This is a genomic window from Pseudomonas sp. CFBP 5748 (assembly GCF_053850495.1).
This window is the reverse complement of sequence record NZ_JBSPTN010000008.1, coordinates 101,409-118,283: the sequence shown is the minus strand read 5'-3', so window position 1 is coordinate 118,283 and position 16,875 is coordinate 101,409. Positions and strand designations below refer to the sequence as shown.

Genomic DNA, 16,875 nt, shown 5'->3' with positions numbered 1-16,875 from the left:
CCATCTAGAAAAAAAGCCCCGCTCTTCTCACGAAGGCGGGGCTTTTTGTGCAGCGTCTGAAGCTTAAGGTGCGTAGGTCAGCAGCAGCTCACCCGGCACTTTGAAGTCCAGGGACATCATGACGCTAAGAGCGGTGATGGTGAAGATCGAGAACACGAACAGCTTGCGCGCCCAGACCGTGTCATCCACCGCCTTGTAGCCGGTCCAGGCCATGTACAGCCAGTACATGCCCATGGCGGCGGCGACGGCGAGGTAGCTCATCCCGGCGTAGCCGCTGAAGGTCAGCATCAAGGTCGCCACCAGGAAGGCCAGGATGTAGAGCAGGATGTGCTTCTTGGCTACCTGGATGCCACGCTTGACCGGCAGCACCGGAATCGAGGCCGCCAGGTAGTCGTTGAAGCGGAAGATCGCGATGGCATAGGAATGCGGCATCTGCCACAGGCTGAACATCACCAGCAGCGTCAGCGCAGCCATGTCGAAACTGTTGCTCACCGCGACATAACCGATCACCGGCGGCATCGCCCCCGACAAGCTGCCCACCAGCGTGCCGTGAACCGACTTGCGCTTGAGGTACAGGCTGTAGAGACCGACATAGATCACAAAGCCAATCACCGCGAACAGCGCCGCCAACGGGTTGGCCACCAGGTACAACAGCGCCACGCCGGCCACGCCCAGCACCGTGGCGAACGCCAGGGCCAGTTGCACCGGGATCAGGCCCTGGACCAGCGCGCGGTTCTTGGTGCGCTCCATCTTGATGTCAATGTCGCGGTCGATGCAGTTGTTGAACACGCAACCGGACGCTACCACCAGGGAAGTGCCGATCATCGCCGCCAGGAAGATGGCCAGATCGACATGCCCTTTCGAGGCCAGGAAAAATCCGCCCGCCACAGAAAGCACGTTACCGAAAATGATCCCCGGCTTGGTGATTTGGATAAAGTGCTTTAAGGACATCCGGACTTTCCTCAGTGCGCCATCATGTTGGTGTGGATGCTGAACATGATCCACAACGACAGGCCAACCAGCAGGACAATCACGATCGCGGCAAAGACAAACGCGACCACGTTGTTACGCTGGGCGGCGGAGCGGTCCAGGTGCAGGAAGTACACCAGATGCACCAGAACCTGGACCACGGCGAAGATCAGGATGATCCACAGGGTCAGGCTTTTGGGCAGCGTCGGGTACATCACCAGGCCGAACGGAATGACGGTCAGGATCACCGACAGGATGAAACCGATGGCGTAGGACTTGACGCTGCCGTGGCCGGCGTCGTGACCATCATGGGAATGAGCGTTAGCCATTTACAGGGTCCCCATCAGATAAACAACGGTGAATACGCAGATCCACACCACGTCCAGGAAGTGCCAGAACAGGCTCAGGCAGCTCAGGCGCGTCTTGTTGGTAGCGGTCAGGCCGTTTTTGTGGACCTGGTACATCATGATCGCCATCCAGATCAGACCGCTGGTCACGTGCAGACCGTGGGTGCCGACCAGGGTGAAGAACCCGGACAGGAAGCCGCTGCGGCTAGGGCCGTAGCCTTCGGCGATCAGGATGTGGAACTCGTTGATCTCCATGCCGATAAAGCCGGCACCCAGCAGGAAGGTCATGCCCAACCAGCCCAGCACCTGGCTCTTCTTGCCTTTGAACAACGCCAGCATGGCGAAGCCGTAGGTGATCGAGCTGAACAGCAGCAGGGCGGTTTCGCCCAGCACGTACGGCAGCTCGAAGATGTCGTGGCCCGACGGGCCACCGGCGACGTTGTTTACCAGCACCGCGTACACCGCGAAGATCGACGCAAACAGAATGCAGTCGGTCATCAGGTAGAGCCAGAAACCGAATACGGTCATCTCGCCCGAGTCGTGGTGATGGTCATCGTGCCCATGGTCATGACCATGGGCGTGTCCAACAGTGGTCACTAAGTTCGACATGGTTTAAGCCTGTTCCAACGAGGTTTCAACACGGGTGGCGTTGGCGGGGACTTTCCCGGCCGCGACCAGACGTTTGTGCTGCTCGGCTTCGATGCGCTCGATGACATCCACCGGCACCATGTAGCCCTGATCGTCACGGGCGGCATGGATGGTGAAATACACCACGGTGCCGACGAGGCTGGCGATGGCCAGCCACCAGATGTGCCAGATCATCGCGAAACCGAACACAGTCAGCAGAGCGCCCATGACCACACCGGTGGCGGTGTTGTTGGGCATGTGGATCGGCGCGTACTTGGCCGGAGCCTGGTACGCGGTACCGTTTTCCTTGGCTTCGGTGAACGGGTCGATGACGTCGGCTTTTGGCAGCACGGCAAAGTTGTAGAACGGTGGAGGCGACGAGGTCGACCATTCCAGGGTATGGGCATTCCACGGGTCGCCGTGTTCGCACATGTTCTCTGGCTTCTTGCGGTCACGCACGCTGACGTACAGCTGGATCAACTGGCAGGCGATACCGACGGCGATCATCACCGCACCGAACATGGCGACGTACAGGTACGGCACCCACTCAGGGTTGGTGGTGGCGTTCAGACGACGGGTCATGCCCATGAAGCCCAGCGCATAGAGCGGCATGAACGCGACGAAGAAGCCCGAGATCCAGAACCAGAACGCTGCCTTGCCCCAACCTTCGTGCAGCTTGAAGCCGAACGCTTTCGGGAAGTAGAAGGCGAAACCGGCGATGTAGCCAAACACCGCGCCGCCGATGATCACGTTATGGAAGTGCGCGATCACGAACAGGCTGTTGTGCAGCACGAAGTCAGCACCCGGAATGGCCAGCAGTACGCCGGTCATGCCGCCGATGGCGAAGGTCACCATGAAGCCCAGGGTCCACAGCACATGGCTGGTGAAACGCAGACGGCCCTGGTAGATGGTGAACAGCCAGTTGAACAGCTTCACCCCCGTCGGGATCGAAATCAGCATTGTCGCCAGGCCGAAGAAGGCGTTGACGCTGGCCCCCGAACCCATGGTGAAGAAGTGGTGCAGCCAGACCATGAAGCCCAGTACCGAGATCGCGCCCGAAGCGTAGATCATCGAGTGGTGGCCAAACAGTTTCTTGCCGGAGAAGGTCGAGATGACTTCGGAGAAAATCCCGAACGCCGGCAGAATCAGGATGTACACCTCGGGGTGACCCCAGGCCCAGAACAGGTTGACGTACATCATCGGATTTCCACCCAGTTCATTGGTGAAAATGTGGAAATCCATGTAACGGTCAAGCGTCAGCAGCGCCAGGGTAGCGGTCAGGATCGGGAAGGAAGCGACGATCAGTACGTTGGCCCAGGTGCAGGTCCAGGTGAAGATCGGCATGTCCATCAGCTTCATGCCCGGGGTACGCATTTTCAGCACGGTGGCCAGGAAGTTGACCCCCGTCAGCGTCGTACCCAACCCGGAGAGCTGTAGCGCCCATATGTAGTAATCCATCCCCACGCCCGGACTGTATTGCAGGCCCGACAGCGGCGGATAGGCAACCCAACCGGTCTTGGCGAATTCGCCAACGCCCAGGGACAGGTTGATCAGCACGACGCCGGAAACCAGCAGCCAGAAGCTCAGGGAGTTCAGGAACGGATAGGCAACGTCACGCGCGCCGATCTGCAGCGGCACTGCAAGGTTCATCAGGCCGGTGAAGAATGGCATCGCCATGAAGATGATCATGATCACACCGTGGGCGGTGAAGATCTGGTCATAGTGTTCAGGCGGCAGGTAGCCCGGCGAACCCTCGGTGGCCATGGCCAACTGGGTGCGCATCATGATGGCGTCGGCAAAACCACGCAGCAGCATGACCATGGCGACGATGATGTACATCACGCCAATCTTCTTGTGGTCGACCGAAGTCAGCCACTCGGTCCACAGGTAGGTCCACTTCTTGAAGTAGGTAATCCCCGCGAACAACGCCAGACCACCGAGCGCGATGATGGCGAGGGTCACCATGACAATCGGCTCGTGGAACGGGATCGCTTCCCAACTTAATTTACCAAACATCGTTTACTCCTCTGCCCCGGCAGCTGAATGCGAACTCATGTCCATCCCTTCCATGTTGTGGGCCACTTCCTTCTCTTTCTCCTCGTGGTGCATCGGCTTGCCCGGATTCATCCCTTCATATTTGTCGATGATGGTCTGGAACAGGTTCGGCGTGACCGACGAGTAGAGTTCGACTGGGTTGTTCTGGCTCGGTTTGGAAAGGGCTTCGTATTCAGCTTTTTCAAGCTGTTTAGGTGCCTTCTTGACATCGTTGACCCAGGCGTCGAAATCTTCCTGGGTCGTGGCGATTGCTTTGAACTTCATGCCGGTAAAGCCCGCGCCACTGTAGTTGGCGGAGATACCGTCGAGTTCGGCGTTCTGGTTGGCGATCAGGTGCAGCTTGGTCTGCATGCCCGCCATCGCGTAGATCTGGCCGCCCAGGCCCGGGATGAAGAACGAGTTCATCACGGTGTCGGAGGTGACCTTGAAGTTGATCGGCGTGTGGGCCGGGAACACGATCTTGTTGACGGTGGCGATGCCTTGTTCCGGATAGATGAACAGCCACTTCCAGTCCATCGAAACCACTTCAATGGTGATCGGCTTGACGTCGGAATCCAGCGGACGATACGGGTCCAGGGCGTGGGTCGACTTGTAGGTGATGTAACCCAGGGCAATGATGATCAGCACCGGAATCGTCCACACCGCGACTTCGATCTTGGTCGAGTGCGACCACTTCGGCGTGTACGGGGCATTGGTGTTGGTCGCGCGGTACTTCCAGGCGAACAGGAAGGTCATGACGATAACCGGCACAACGACCAGCAACATCAGCAGCGTGGCGGTGATGATCAGGTTTCGTTCATCCAGGCCGACCTGGCCCTTGGGATCGAGCAGGGTCATGTTGCAGCCTCCCAGCAGCAACGTGCCGAGCAGCGGCAACAAGCCTAGTAATCGGGGGTACCTGTTTTTACTCATCTCACGACCTCTAAAGCAGCTTGCGCAATGCAGTTGGGTTTTGATCGCCAACACTTCACCCTGCCAAGGGTTGGCATTTTCTTGGATTGAATAAGGGCTGCCCATCGAACGTCAGTCAGACGCCGCTCGACACATCCTGGGCCAGCAGTGAGTTCTTATTCGTTGGTCAAAGGCCTAGTTCAAGCCCAATTCCATTTGGTGCGGGTAGTTGGAGGCACCGACACCTGGGGTCGCATGGGGCGCTGGCGCCCTTCGACCACCTCGTGCTCAAGCCTGAGCCGGGTCGGAAATTCGGTGCGGGCGATTGTAGTGAGCTGAGGCGCTGTAGACCATGACTCATCCCGAAATAATTTTTATCCGATCCGGCAACAATCCCTGGCCGTTAGTGCAACCGGACGGCATCTTATCGAAATTCATTCTCAACAAGAACCCCAAAAAATATAAGCCTACTACGCCCGTTTTAGACAGCCCGAGGGGATTAGGATGAGGTTTTTTTTCCCGCCAAAGGCCCATTTTTCGGGGGCTGAGCCGTCTGGCGCTTCGCTGTTAAAAATGCCTGTTCCACGAGGAGCGGCTTTCGATAATCGGGACGATCCCGGCTGTTTTTTTGTTACAGGATGAGGCGTTTATCCGCACTTGGGATGGGCGTGGGGCGCAAGATATGTGACAACATGTCGCACATTGTCGCAGGCCATTCTTGCTCCGGATCAAGGCCGATCGATCCCGGGACTGAACGCAAAACGCCCCGGCTCTCCAGAAGAGAACCGGGGCGCTTGCCTGTGGTGTTTCAGCGAAGGTGTTTGCGGTTACGGGACACCAGCAACGGCACCAGCACCACGGTCAGTACGAAAGCCACCAGTGCCCATTGCGCCAGGGACAGACCGAGGATCGGCGGATACGGCGTGGAGCAGAAGCCATCGACCTGGAAACCCAGCGGGAAGATCTTCGCCAGCGGCAGACCGTCGACAATCGGTTGCAACACGTCGACACCGCAGCTGACCGCCGGGACGAACTGGGTGTACACGTGATGCCCCGCCACGGCGGCGCCGGCCAGGGCGCAAAGCACCACAAGGCCCTCGAAAATCGTCAGACTGGTGCGGGTGCGCATGGCCGCGCCGATGAAGGCAAAAATCGCGATCAGCAACAGCGCATAGCGCTGCAGGATGCACAGCGGGCACGGCGCCTCACCGAGGACCACCTGCATGTACAGCGCGCCGCCGATCAGCGCCAGGCAGATCAGCCCCAGCAGCACCAGATAGCGCCGCTCACGGCCCAAGCGCAGCATTTCCTCACTCATTGCGTTTCCCTTTGTAGGCATGGATTGACGCGCAGCCTGGCGACACCCGGCGCGCTATCGGATAGCCGAAGTCTACACGCTGACCATGACAGTGAACGAGCGGAGGTCGGCAACATTGGCTGGAAATAAACCGCAGGAGGGTTAAGTGCGGATTAATTTTGCGCGCAAGGGGAGGAGGCAGTTGGAGGGGTATCGAGCCTGCAGCTCGCGCCCACATTCGTCCCGGGGCGCTTGGAAGATTGGCGTCCCGCACAAATCCCTTGTGGGAGCGAGCTTGCTCGCGATGAAGGCGACCCGGTTTCCCAGGCTCACCGCTGCTTTTATTCCAGCGCCGCCGCTGGCCCGAAGAACTCGTAACGACTCTGCTGGTCCGGTACGCCCAGGGCCTTGAGGTGACGCTTGACGGCCCCCATGAAGCCTTTCGGCCCGAGGAAATAGGCGTCCAGGTCGCGCTGTTCCGGCAGCCATTGCGCCAGTTGCTCTTGGCTCAACAACCCCACCTTGTCAGCCGCCGGGCTCAGGCCGTCGTCTTCGTCGTAGCAGTAGAAACGCTTGAGCTGTGGATGCCGCTCGGCCAACTCGTCGATCCAGCCACGGAAGGCATGGGCGCGGCCGTTGCGCGCGCAGTGGATGAAATGCACCGGCCGCTCGGTTTGCAGCGCCGCCTGCAACATCGCCAGGGTCGGGGTGATGCCGACACCGCCACTGATCAACACCAACGGCTTGTCGCTGGCCGTCAGGTAGAAATCCCCGCTCGGCGGGAACAACTGGATGCTACTGCCGATCTGGAAATGATGATGCAGGTAGTTGGACACCCGCCCACCGGCCTCGCGCTTGACGCTGATGCGGTATTGACCGTTATCCGCCAGGGCCGACAGCGAATAGTTGCGGCGCACTTCCTCGCCATCGAGCAGCAACTTCATGCCGATGTACTGGCCCGGCTCGGCCACCAGAATCGGACCTTTGTCCGCAGGTTCGAAATAGAACGAGGTGATCTCCGAGCTTTCCTGTTCCTTGGCCACCAGGATGAACTCGCGCTCGCCCCGCCAACCGCCCGGCGCTGCGGCTTTCTGTTCATACATGCCAGTTTCGGCGCCAATCAGGATATCGGCCAACTGATTATAGGCAGCGGCCCAAGCGGCAATCACTTCAGGCGTGGCGATCTCTTCGCCCAGCACCTCGGCAATCGCCCGCAGCAGGCACGAACCGACAATCGGGTAATGCTCCGGCAGGATCTGCAAGGCAACGTGCTTATTGACGATTTTCGCCACCAGGTCACCCAGTTGATCAAGCTGATCGATGTGCCGCGCATACATCAGCACACCGTTGGCCAACGCACGCGGCTGATCGCCACTGGCCTGGTGAGCCTGGTTGAACAGCGGGCGCACCTGCGGGTATTCGGACAGCATCATGCGATAGAAGTGAGTAATCAGCGCTTCCCCGCCGCTTTCCAGCAATGGAACCGTGGAGCGAATAATGGCGCGTTCTTCTCGACTGAGCATAGAGTGACTCCTGGCGTGTTACAGATAACAGTCCACAGGCTGTATCAGATTCCATGCCATAAATTTTTATGTTTATTATCAATTACTTAAATAATGTGTAGTCATATCGACACGACGCAACTTATAGTCATTACGACTACATGGAGTCATTATGACCGCAACCTCCCTGCTGACGGCCTTGCTGCCCCTGGTGGCCGACCTCTCCCGAGAACTGCCCGAAGGCGAGCGTTATCGTCGCCTGCTCGGCGCCTTGCGCGCCCTGCTGCCCTGTGATGCCGCGGCGTTGTTGCGCCTGGATGGCGATTGCCTGGTGCCGCTGGCAGTGGACGGCTTGAGCACCGATACCCTGGGTCGCCGATTCCGCGTCAGCGAACACCCGCGCTTCGCGGCTTTGCTGGCCAACCCGCTGCCCACCCGTTTCGCCGCCGACAGCAACTTGCCTGATCCCTACGACGGCTTGGTTGAAGGCCTCGCTGAGCATCTGGAAGTCCACGATTGCATGGGCTGCCCATTGTTCGTCGACGAGCGCCCCTGGGGCCTGCTGACGCTTGACTCGCTGGACCCGGGAAGCTTCGAACCCATCGACCTGAGCGCCCTGCAAGCTTTCGCCAGCCTCGCCGCCGCCACGGTCAGCGCCGCCGCACGCATCGAGCGCCTGGCCTTGAAGGCCGAGGACGAACACCGCCGTGCCGAGGTCTATCGCCAGGCCAGCGGCCAGCAACAGCGCGACATGATTGGCCAGAGCAAGCCCCATAAACGCTTGGTGGAAGAGATCAAGCTTGTGGGCGGCAGCGACCTGACAGTGCTGATCACGGGTGAAACCGGGGTTGGCAAGGAACTGGTCGCCCAAGCCATCCACGCCGCCTCCAAGCGCGCCGAACAGCCCCTCATCAGCCTCAACTGCGCCGCGCTGCCGGACACCCTGGTGGAAAGCGAACTCTTCGGTCATGTCCGCGGCGCATTCACCGGGGCCACGAGCGACCGTCGCGGCAAGTTTGAACTGGCCGACGGCGGCACGCTGTTCCTCGATGAAGTGGGCGAGCTGTCCCTGACCGTCCAGGCCAAGTTGCTGCGCGTGTTGCAGAGCGGCCAGTTGCAACGTCTGGGCTCGGACAGGGAACATCGCGTCGATGTGCGACTGATCGCGGCCACCAACCGCGACCTCGCCGAGGAAGTGCGCAACGGACGTTATCGGGCCGATTTCTACCATCGTCTCAGTGTGTATCCGTTGCAGGTACCAGCGTTGCGCGATCGCGGGCGCGATGTGCTGCTGCTCAGCGGCTTCTTCCTGGAACAGAACCGTTCGCGCATGGGCCTTAACAGCCTGCGCCTGAGCAGCGACGCCCAGGCCGCGCTGCTGGCCTATGACTGGCCGGGCAACGTCCGTGAACTGGAGCACCTGATCGGCCGCAGCGCCTTGAAAGCCTTGGGCAACTGCGCCGTGCGCCCGAAAATCCTCAGCCTCAGCGCCCAGGATCTGGATTTGCCCCAGGCCGCCGAGGACACTCCAGCGCCTTCATCTGCGAGCCCTGTGCCGACCTTGGACGGGGTCACGGGAGACTTGCGCGACGCGATGGACGACTTCCAGCGCAGGCTGATCGGCGCCAGCCTGGAACGCCACCAGCACAACTGGGCCAGCGCCGCCCGGGAATTGGGGCTGGATCGGGCGAATCTGGGGCGGATGGCCAGGCGGCTGGGGCTCAAGTAACAGCAAAGCCCTCGCCACAAAAGCCACCTCTTCATAAGGACCTTGTTACAACGATCCCGGCCATCGACAGCTTTCGTCCTAAAGCCTGCCCCCGACAAGTCGATAACCCAATATCACAAGCTGTTTTGGCGATCCCAGCGCTCGCCCCACCTTTTTCCACAGAAGGTTTTTATGTCTTCCAACAAAGCCCGCGCAGATTCACTTTCGCTTCTGCTGTTTACCTTGCGCAGCGGCAAGCTGATGGCAATCAACCTGCTCAAGGTCAGTGAAATCATTCCCTGCCCGCCCCTGACCAAGCTGCCGGAGTCGCACCCGCACGTCAAAGGCATTGCCACCCTGCGCGGGACTTCGCTGTCAGTGATTGACCTGAGCCGCGCCATTGGCGAGCGGCCACTGGAAGATCCGGACGGCGGCTGCCTGATCGTCACCGACGTCAGCCGGTCCAAGCAGGGCCTGCATGTACAGGCCGTGAGCAAGATCGTGCATTGCCTGACCACCGACATCAAACCACCGCCCTACGGTTCCGGCGGTGTGCGTGCGTTCATCACGGGCGTGACCTCGGTGGATGGCACGCTGGTGCAGGTGCTGGACATCGAAAAGGTCATCCATGGCATCGCCCCGGCACAGATCGAAACCGCGCCGACCGAACTGAGCATGGAAGACGCCGAGGTACTGGGCAATGCACGGATCCTGGTGGTCGACGACAGCCAGGTGGCACTGCAACAATCGGTCTACACCCTGCGCAACCTGGGCCTGCAATGCCACACCGCCCGTAGCGCCAAGGAAGCCATCGAGTGCCTGCTGGACCTGCAGGGCACCGAACAGCAGATCAACCTGATCGTCTCCGACATCGAAATGTCGGAAATGGACGGCTACGCCCTCACCCGAACCCTGCGCGAGACCCCGGACTTCGCCCACCTCTACGTGCTGCTGCACACCTCCCTGGACAGCGCCATGAACAGCGAAAAAGCCCGGCTGGCCGGTGCCAACGGTGTACTGACCAAGTTCTCCTCGCCGGAACTGACCAAGTGCCTGATCACGGCCGCCAAGGCCGTCGCCGAGCAGGGTCACTGATCCGTGCCTGACGATCGATCCCACGCGCCAGCATGGGGTTGATCGTCACCCGGCAAACCTCAGGCATACTCCTGTCCTGGCTTCCCAGAACAAGGACACTCCTGATGAAACCCCACGCGCTGATCCTCCTTGGCCTCACCGCCCTGGCCTTCCAAGCCCATGCCTCCAGCCCCGACGCCTGGGCCGCCCATGACAAAGCCGCGCTCGCCAGTTGCCTCAAGGCCAGCGGTTTGAAAAGCGCCGAACCGGTGGGCACCGCTGCGCAATTCGATGACCGGGTGGGCTACACCGCGCTGTTGCTGCAGGGCCAATACCCGCAAAAACACATGAAAGGCGCGACCGGTACCGAGTTGTGCCTCTACCGCAAAAAAACCAAAACCGCCTACGTGACCGAGTGGGACTCGATCCGCCCGGCCAATGACGCCCAATGAGTGGCGCATAACTTGCTTCGCAGGTTGATCACGGCGTTTTTCTGTCGCCGTTTTCCAGCCTTCTGCGACCGGTCGCTCAATGAACACAACGTTTTCCTGCGTAGGGTGTGGCAAGTGCTGCACCGATCACCACGTCCCCCTGACCCTCGATGAGGCCCGCATGTGGGCGGACGACGGCGGCCAGGTGATTGTCCTGGTGGAGGCGTTCCTGCCCAATGGCCTCGGCCTGCCGGCGGCACAACGCGAACACGCCGAGCGCCGTTCAGCGGTGGTCCGCAGCGGCACTACCGAAGCCCGCGTGGCGATCACTTTCGCCGCCTATAACACCGGCCGCTGCCGAAATCTTGACGATGAAAACCTCTGCCGCATCTACGAACGCCGGCCGTTGGTGTGCCGCATCTATCCAATGGAAATCAACCCGCACATCCCTCTTAATATCGCCGCGAAAGAATGCCCGCCGGAATCCTGGGAGACCGGGCCGCAATTGATCCTCGGCGGTGAACTGGTCGATCGGGAACTGGCACAGCTGATCGAACGCTCACGCCAGGCCGATCGTGAAGACATCCAGGTCAAGGAGCGCATCTGCGCTTCGCTGGGCATTCACACCACCGCGCTGAAGGGCGACGGGTTTACCGCGTATCTGCCGGACATGACCGCCTTCGCCGCGACCCTCGATCAGCTCCGCTCGCAACCGCTGGCGCAACAAGCCAGTGAATGGCAGTTCCACTTGTCCGGTGACGACATCGCCAGCCAGGTCTTGGCCAGCGGCGCGCGCGTGGTCACTGAAGTACCGGTCAACTACGCGTTTATTTCGCTGCGGGCGGCGTAGATAACCAAAGGATGAAGTAGCCCCCCTGTGGGAATTGCAGCACTCACACAATCAAAGCCCACCACAGAGCAAATGTGGGAGCGGGCTTGCTCGCGAAGGCGTCGGGGCAGCTTGCATTGATGTTGAATGCCAGACCGCTTTCGCGAGCAAGCCCGCTCCCACAGGTGGAATTTGCGCTATCCAGTCGCCCCCCCTCTCGCCTAATCCTCACCAGGAATGTTAGCGTGCTTGGTATTCCTTGCCCGATGAGCCTTCCGCGATGAAAAAAACCGTACTTGCCTTTAGCCGTATCACACCCAAGATGGTCGAGCGCCTGCAGCAGGATTTCGACGTGATCGTGCCAAACCCGTCGAACGGCGACATCAACGCGCAATTCAACGAAGCCTTGCCCCACGTCCACGGGCTGATCGGGGTCGGTCGCAAGCTTGGCCGCGAGCAACTGCAAGGCGCCGCGAACCTGCAAGTGGTGTCCAGCGTGTCGGTGGGCTACGACAACTACGACCTGGCCTACTTCAATGAACGCGGGATCATGCTCACCAACACCCCCGACGTGCTCACCGAAAGCACCGCCGACCTGGCGTTCGCCTTGCTGATGAGCAGCGCCCGGCGCGTCGCTGAACTGGACGCCTGGACCAAGGCCGGACAATGGCAGGCGACGGTCGGCCCACAGCTGTTCGGCAGCGATGTACACGGCAAGACCCTGGGTATCGTCGGCATGGGTAACATCGGTGCGGCCATTGCCCGGCGTGGCCGGCTAGGGTTCAACATGCCGATTATCTACAGCGGCAACAGCCGCAAGACCGAACTGGAAAACCAGTTGGGCGCCCAATTTCGCGAGCTGGATCAGTTACTGGCCGAAGCGGACTTTGTCTGCCTCGTGGTCCCCCTGAGTGAGAAGACCCGTCATCTGATCAGCCAGCGTGAACTGGCCCTGATGAAACCCAGCGCTATCCTGGTCAATATTTCCCGTGGTCCGGTGGTGGATGAACCGGCGTTGATCGAAGCCTTGCAGAACAACCGTATCCGCGGTGCCGGGCTGGATGTCTACGAGAAAGAACCATTGGCCGAATCGCCGCTGTTCCAACTGAAGAACGCCGTGACCCTGCCCCACATCGGCTCGGCGACCCACGAAACCCGCGAAGCCATGGCCAATCTTGCTATGGCTAACTTGCGCAGTGCATTGATGGGCGAGCGACCGCAGAACCTGGTCAACCCGCAGGTCTGGAAGTAACCCCTCTTACGCGGATACCACGGGATTACCGCTAGACGCCAAGTCTCAACGCGCACCCAGCACGACATTCGCTGCCACTGGTCGCGGCTTGCGAAACACCAGCACGTTCCCCAACATCACCAGGACCAGCCCGGCCAGCGCCGGTGCGGTCCATTGATAGCCCTCGGCAAACGCCGAGACGTTCAACGCCACCACCGGAAACAGCACCGTGCAATACGCCGCCCGCTCCGGGCCCATGCGCCCCACCAGCGTCAGGTAAGCGGTAAAGCCGATCACCGAACCCGGGATCACCAGATACAACAACGAGCCGACGTAACGAGCATTCCATTCCATGTCGAACGGGATGCCTTTAAACGCACACCACACCGCCAACATCGTCGCACCGTAGGCCATGCCCCAGGCATTGGTGGTCAACGGCTTGAGGCCAGCCTTTTGTTGCAGGCTCGAGAGCATGTTGCCCGCCGAGAAACACAACGTCCCCAGCAACGCCAACGCCAACCCGAGCAGCGTCTGCGGGCTCGCGCTGTGGCCGGCCACCTCTGGCCAGAACAACAGCCCCAGCCCGAGCAACCCCAAGGCGCCGCCCAAGAGCACGTTGCGTGCGATCCGCTGGCCGAAGAACACTCGGGCATTGAAAGCGTTCCAAAGCGTGGCGGTGGAAAACACCACGGCGACCAATCCGCTGGGAATCCACTGGCTGGCGGTGAGGAAACACATGAAGTTGATGCAGAACAGGCACAGGCCCTGGGCTACACAGATCAAATGGCCGCGCCGGTTCATCACCTGCAGGCGCCGGCTGAGCAACAGCATTGCAAACAGAATCAGCGCCGCGAGGCCGAAGCGATAGACAATCGACACGGGGATGGCAACGACGCCCAACTGCAGTTTCAGCGCGATCCAGGTAGTGCCCCAGATGAGCACGGTAAGCAGGTACAACGAGAGGTTCATGGCGATGACTCCTGACAATGGCGTCCAGTGTCACGCCGCCGCCTCACCGGGCGCTTGCGTAAACTTGCGGTTTTGTCGACTTGCAGGCTGGCACGAGCACAGCGACGGAGTAGGATGCAAGGCGTTAGAGAGAACCGATCATGCCCACACTGCAAACCCTGCAAGTCTTCCAGGCCCTCAACAGTTCGCCCAATGCTCGTCTGGAGCACAGCGCCGAGCTCGGGGACGGCATGGCGGCCGCTTTGTGGAGCAATCATCACGACGCCCAGGACTATGAGGCGCCGACCCACCATACGCTGTCGTGTTACATCGCCGGCGGCACCGGCACGTTTCGCCGCGAAAGGCCCGACACCACCGGCGCACCGGACAAACTCTGCGTCCTGCCGGCCGGGCATGAGTCGGCCTGGGTCATCAACGGCGACATTCGCCTCGCCCACCTGTACTTCAGCCCCGAACAATTCGCCCTCGGCTGCGTCACGCTGCTGGACCGCGAACCCCGGCAAGTGCAGTTGTGCGAGGCGACTTTCCTCGACGATCCGCAACAGGCACAGCGCTTTCGCCAGTTGATTGCGTTGAACTGGGACGAACCCGGCGAACGCCTGCTGACCACCAGCCTGGCCCACGACCTGCTCAACCATCTGCTGCTCAGCCAGGTTGGCCTGCGCCAGGGGCTGCGCCTCAAAGGTGGACTGGCCGCTCACCAGCGGCGGTTGCTGGTGGACTACATCGACAGCCATCTGGCCGACGCCATCAGCCTCGGGCAATTGGCGGCGCTGTGCACGTTGTCCGAGTATCACTTTGCGCGGATGTTCCGCGAGAGCTTCGGGCTGCCGCCCCATCAATATGTGCTGGCAAGACGCTTGGCCTGCGCGCGGCACTTGCTGCGCAGCACTGCACAACCGCTGGGCGATGTGGCGCTGGCCTGTGGATTTGCCAGCGCCAGCCATTTCACCAATCGCTTCCGCCAGGCCTTGGGGGCAACGCCCGGGGAGTATCGGCAGGCGTTTTTGCGCTAGGACGGTACTGCCCCGGCGATCGCCATCGCGAGCAAGCTCGCTCCCACATTGATCGCATGCTTCCAGGCACCGCTCACTTGCTCACCACACCGGATCGATAAAAACAAAACGGGCCTGCAAATGCAGGCCCGTTTTCAGTCAGGAATTTAAAAAGGAACGAGGTTTCAGCCGTGAAGCGCAGCCCGTTCGTTCTCCAGGAATTCTTCTTCCAGCATCGCATCGGCCAAGGCTACAGAATCGCTCGGTGCAGCAATGACAGCGCGTTTGCCACGCAGTTTGCCGAACAAGTGCTCCAGGGCGTTTTCCAGTTTGGTGGCCGCCCCTTCGATCGCCAATTCCAGCGTATCGGCCTTGTGCGTCACGGAAATCGGCTGGTGGCCCTTTGGCCGCGCTTCAAGCTGGCAACGCAGGTCGTGGGGACCGGGCTTGTCGCCGTTCTCATCACGCAAATGAACCTCGACCCGTGTCAGGTCCTCTTCATAACGTTCGAGCGTGCTTTCGATGGTAGTACGTACCCACTCCTCCAGTCGGATGCTGCTTTGAATATGGTTATCGCTGTTGACTTGGATTTGCATAGTTCATCCCTTATTTCAGCTAGCTCGCCGGGGGCCGTCGACGTTGATGCAACGGCCCCTTGAATACAGAGTCGGGCTGACAGAAGAACAATTCAACCCCTGAAAAAAGATAAATATTGATTTGCAAATAAAGCCGGACAACGAGCAAAAGCGCTGTTAATGTCGGGAGTTGCCTCGCCTTGCTTATCCCTCGCAAATCCCCTTCCCGCCCTGCACCGTCAACGAACATCCGTTCGTTATTGCCCCGAAACGGGCAGCCACACCAGCCGCATTCCAGAGCGTTCGGCGCTTAAGTACCGCGATCATTGTCCGACAGTTTTTCCGGCATGCCCCTTGCTAACTCCCCTAGGAAGCTGCCGCAGGTTGCGATCCTTTGATCCGTCGCCTGCCAGGCTTGGATGAACACGATCATGGAATGGCCGATGGTCCGATGTTGCGAACTAATCCCGATCGCGGCCGGTCAACAACTGCACGTTCAATCAGGCGGTGACGCATCATGGACAACCCTTTTCAGATTATTACCGACGCTTTTGCGCCGCAGTATCAAATCAACCTGAGCATCCAGGGCCTGGACGGCAGCATCATGCTGACCCTGTCCAAGAGTGGGCGCATTGTCGCCAAACGCATGATCAGCGCCCAGCAGCGCAACGATCCGGAACGGCTCAAGCGCCTGGTGCAAAGCATTCAGTTCGGCATCGCCATCGAACAGGGCCACAGCGCCGTGGCGATCCTCGAAGCCATGACCGGCGGTGACAACATCAAGCTGCCACCACCGCGCACGCAGGGCCCGGCGTCTTCCGCCGTCACCCTCTAGATTTCGCCCTTCTCTACTTCGGCATGCTCACTGGAACCCGCGCCAACCTTACGGTGCGGGTGCTCGATCTTGACCGAAGGGAATTGCGACGAGGCGTAGCGCACCACCAGAATCGCAAACGCCAGCAGCAGGATGCCACCGCACAGGTAGATGATTCCCAGGTCCGGCGGGCTGTGGTGGGAGACGTTGGAAATCAGCAGGCGAGTCAGCGCGGTAATCGCCACATAGATCAGAAACCGCACCGGCATGTGGTTGGTCTTGAAGTAGATCCCGACCATCGCGCCCAATTCCAGATAGATGAACAGCAAGAGAATGTCATCGATCTTGATGTGCCCCGCTTCGATCATCTGCAGGAATTCCATCACCGCCGCCCAGGCGGTCACCGCACCAATGGCGAACAACGCCAGGTAGTGGAAGGTCTCGACGAACAGGTTTCCCAGGGACTCCGCCAGTTGATGCACATTCTGGCGCAGGTTCTCGGCCCAGTTTATTTTCACGATGTAGTTTCCTTAGGTCGACTCGACCGGATGATGCGGGTTG

At 60.2% G+C, this 16,875-nt stretch carries 17 protein-coding genes; 7 read left to right on the top strand and 10 right to left on the bottom strand.

Features of this window, described 5'->3' with window-relative positions; genetic code table 11:
• Window positions 1-63: 63 nt before the first annotated feature.
• The 7 genes from cyoE to hmpA form a co-directional block, all read right to left on the bottom strand.
• Window positions 64-951: a heme o synthase gene (cyoE, locus tag ACWNZ1_RS19385; RefSeq protein ID WP_135843776.1), complete on the bottom strand. Its 888-nt coding sequence runs from the start codon at window positions 949-951 to the stop codon at window positions 64-66.
• A gap of 11 nt (window positions 952-962) precedes the next feature.
• Window positions 963-1,298 (bottom strand): cytochrome o ubiquinol oxidase subunit IV, encoded by a 336-nt coding sequence (gene cyoD, locus ACWNZ1_RS19380; protein ID WP_025211927.1) that lies wholly within the window; start codon window positions 1,296-1,298, stop codon window positions 963-965.
• The gene (locus tag ACWNZ1_RS19375) at window positions 1,299-1,925 is read right to left on the bottom strand and encodes a cytochrome o ubiquinol oxidase subunit III (protein WP_135843775.1); all 627 of its coding nucleotides are present in this window, start codon (window positions 1,923-1,925) and stop codon (window positions 1,299-1,301) included. It lies immediately after the preceding gene.
• 3 nt (window positions 1,926-1,928) lie between these two features.
• Window positions 1,929-3,959, bottom strand: a complete 2,031-nt coding sequence (cyoB, locus tag ACWNZ1_RS19370) for a cytochrome o ubiquinol oxidase subunit I (protein WP_135843774.1) — start codon at window positions 3,957-3,959, stop codon at window positions 1,929-1,931.
• 3 nt (window positions 3,960-3,962) lie between these two features.
• The gene (gene cyoA / locus ACWNZ1_RS19365; RefSeq protein ID WP_256454288.1) at window positions 3,963-4,910 is read right to left on the bottom strand and encodes a ubiquinol oxidase subunit II; all 948 of its coding nucleotides are present in this window, start codon (window positions 4,908-4,910) and stop codon (window positions 3,963-3,965) included.
• A 787-nt stretch (window positions 4,911-5,697) separates the two neighbouring features.
• A complete protein-coding gene (locus ACWNZ1_RS19360) occupies window positions 5,698-6,207 on the bottom strand; it encodes a disulfide bond formation protein B (RefSeq protein ID WP_135843772.1) in 510 nt (169 codons plus the stop codon).
• Window positions 6,208-6,527: 320 nt separating this feature from the next.
• Window positions 6,528-7,709, bottom strand: a complete 1,182-nt coding sequence (gene hmpA, locus ACWNZ1_RS19355; protein WP_135843771.1) for an NO-inducible flavohemoprotein — start codon at window positions 7,707-7,709, stop codon at window positions 6,528-6,530.
• Between the two features lie 151 nt (window positions 7,710-7,860).
• On the opposite strand from hmpA, the gene norR reads away from it, so the two are divergent.
• From norR to ACWNZ1_RS19330, 5 genes are all read left to right on the top strand, one after another.
• Complete coding sequence (gene norR / locus ACWNZ1_RS19350) at window positions 7,861-9,417, top strand: nitric oxide reductase transcriptional regulator NorR (protein WP_280944698.1); 1,557 nt, start codon at window positions 7,861-7,863, stop codon at window positions 9,415-9,417.
• A 171-nt stretch (window positions 9,418-9,588) separates the two neighbouring features.
• Window positions 9,589-10,491 (top strand): chemotaxis protein, encoded by a 903-nt coding sequence (locus ACWNZ1_RS19345; RefSeq protein WP_135843769.1) that lies wholly within the window; start codon window positions 9,589-9,591, stop codon window positions 10,489-10,491.
• Window positions 10,492-10,595: 104 nt separating this feature from the next.
• Window positions 10,596-10,922: a beta-ketoacyl-[acyl-carrier-protein] synthase family protein gene (locus ACWNZ1_RS19340; RefSeq protein ID WP_135843768.1), complete on the top strand. Its 327-nt coding sequence runs from the start codon at window positions 10,596-10,598 to the stop codon at window positions 10,920-10,922.
• Window positions 10,923-11,001: 79 nt separating this feature from the next.
• Window positions 11,002-11,751, top strand: coding sequence for a YkgJ family cysteine cluster protein (locus tag ACWNZ1_RS19335; protein ID WP_256454285.1), 750 nt, complete (start codon window positions 11,002-11,004; stop codon window positions 11,749-11,751).
• A gap of 259 nt (window positions 11,752-12,010) precedes the next feature.
• The gene (locus ACWNZ1_RS19330) at window positions 12,011-12,982 is read left to right on the top strand and encodes a 2-hydroxyacid dehydrogenase (protein WP_135843766.1); all 972 of its coding nucleotides are present in this window, start codon (window positions 12,011-12,013) and stop codon (window positions 12,980-12,982) included.
• Between the two features lie 45 nt (window positions 12,983-13,027).
• Here the strand turns inward: ACWNZ1_RS19330 and ACWNZ1_RS19325 are convergent, their stop codons facing one another.
• Window positions 13,028-13,930 (bottom strand): DMT family transporter, encoded by a 903-nt coding sequence (locus ACWNZ1_RS19325; protein WP_135843765.1) that lies wholly within the window; start codon window positions 13,928-13,930, stop codon window positions 13,028-13,030.
• A gap of 140 nt (window positions 13,931-14,070) precedes the next feature.
• On the opposite strand from ACWNZ1_RS19325, the gene ACWNZ1_RS19320 reads away from it, so the two are divergent.
• Window positions 14,071-14,946, top strand: a complete 876-nt coding sequence (locus tag ACWNZ1_RS19320; protein ID WP_256454284.1) for a helix-turn-helix domain-containing protein — start codon at window positions 14,071-14,073, stop codon at window positions 14,944-14,946.
• A 164-nt stretch (window positions 14,947-15,110) separates the two neighbouring features.
• Here ACWNZ1_RS19320 and ACWNZ1_RS19315 read toward each other — a convergent pair whose 3' ends face one another.
• Window positions 15,111-15,521, bottom strand: a complete 411-nt coding sequence (locus tag ACWNZ1_RS19315; RefSeq protein ID WP_256454283.1) for an HPF/RaiA family ribosome-associated protein — start codon at window positions 15,519-15,521, stop codon at window positions 15,111-15,113.
• 496 nt (window positions 15,522-16,017) lie between these two features.
• Between ACWNZ1_RS19315 and ACWNZ1_RS19310 the strand changes: the two genes are divergently transcribed.
• Entirely contained in the window at window positions 16,018-16,335 is a 318-nt protein-coding gene (locus tag ACWNZ1_RS19310; protein WP_135843762.1) for a DUF3509 domain-containing protein, read from the top strand.
• Here ACWNZ1_RS19310 and ACWNZ1_RS19305 read toward each other — a convergent pair.
• Window positions 16,332-16,832, bottom strand: a complete 501-nt coding sequence (locus ACWNZ1_RS19305; protein ID WP_135843761.1) for a phosphate-starvation-inducible protein PsiE — start codon at window positions 16,830-16,832, stop codon at window positions 16,332-16,334. The genes ACWNZ1_RS19310 and ACWNZ1_RS19305 overlap by 4 nt on opposite strands.
• Window positions 16,833-16,875 lie beyond the last annotated feature (43 nt).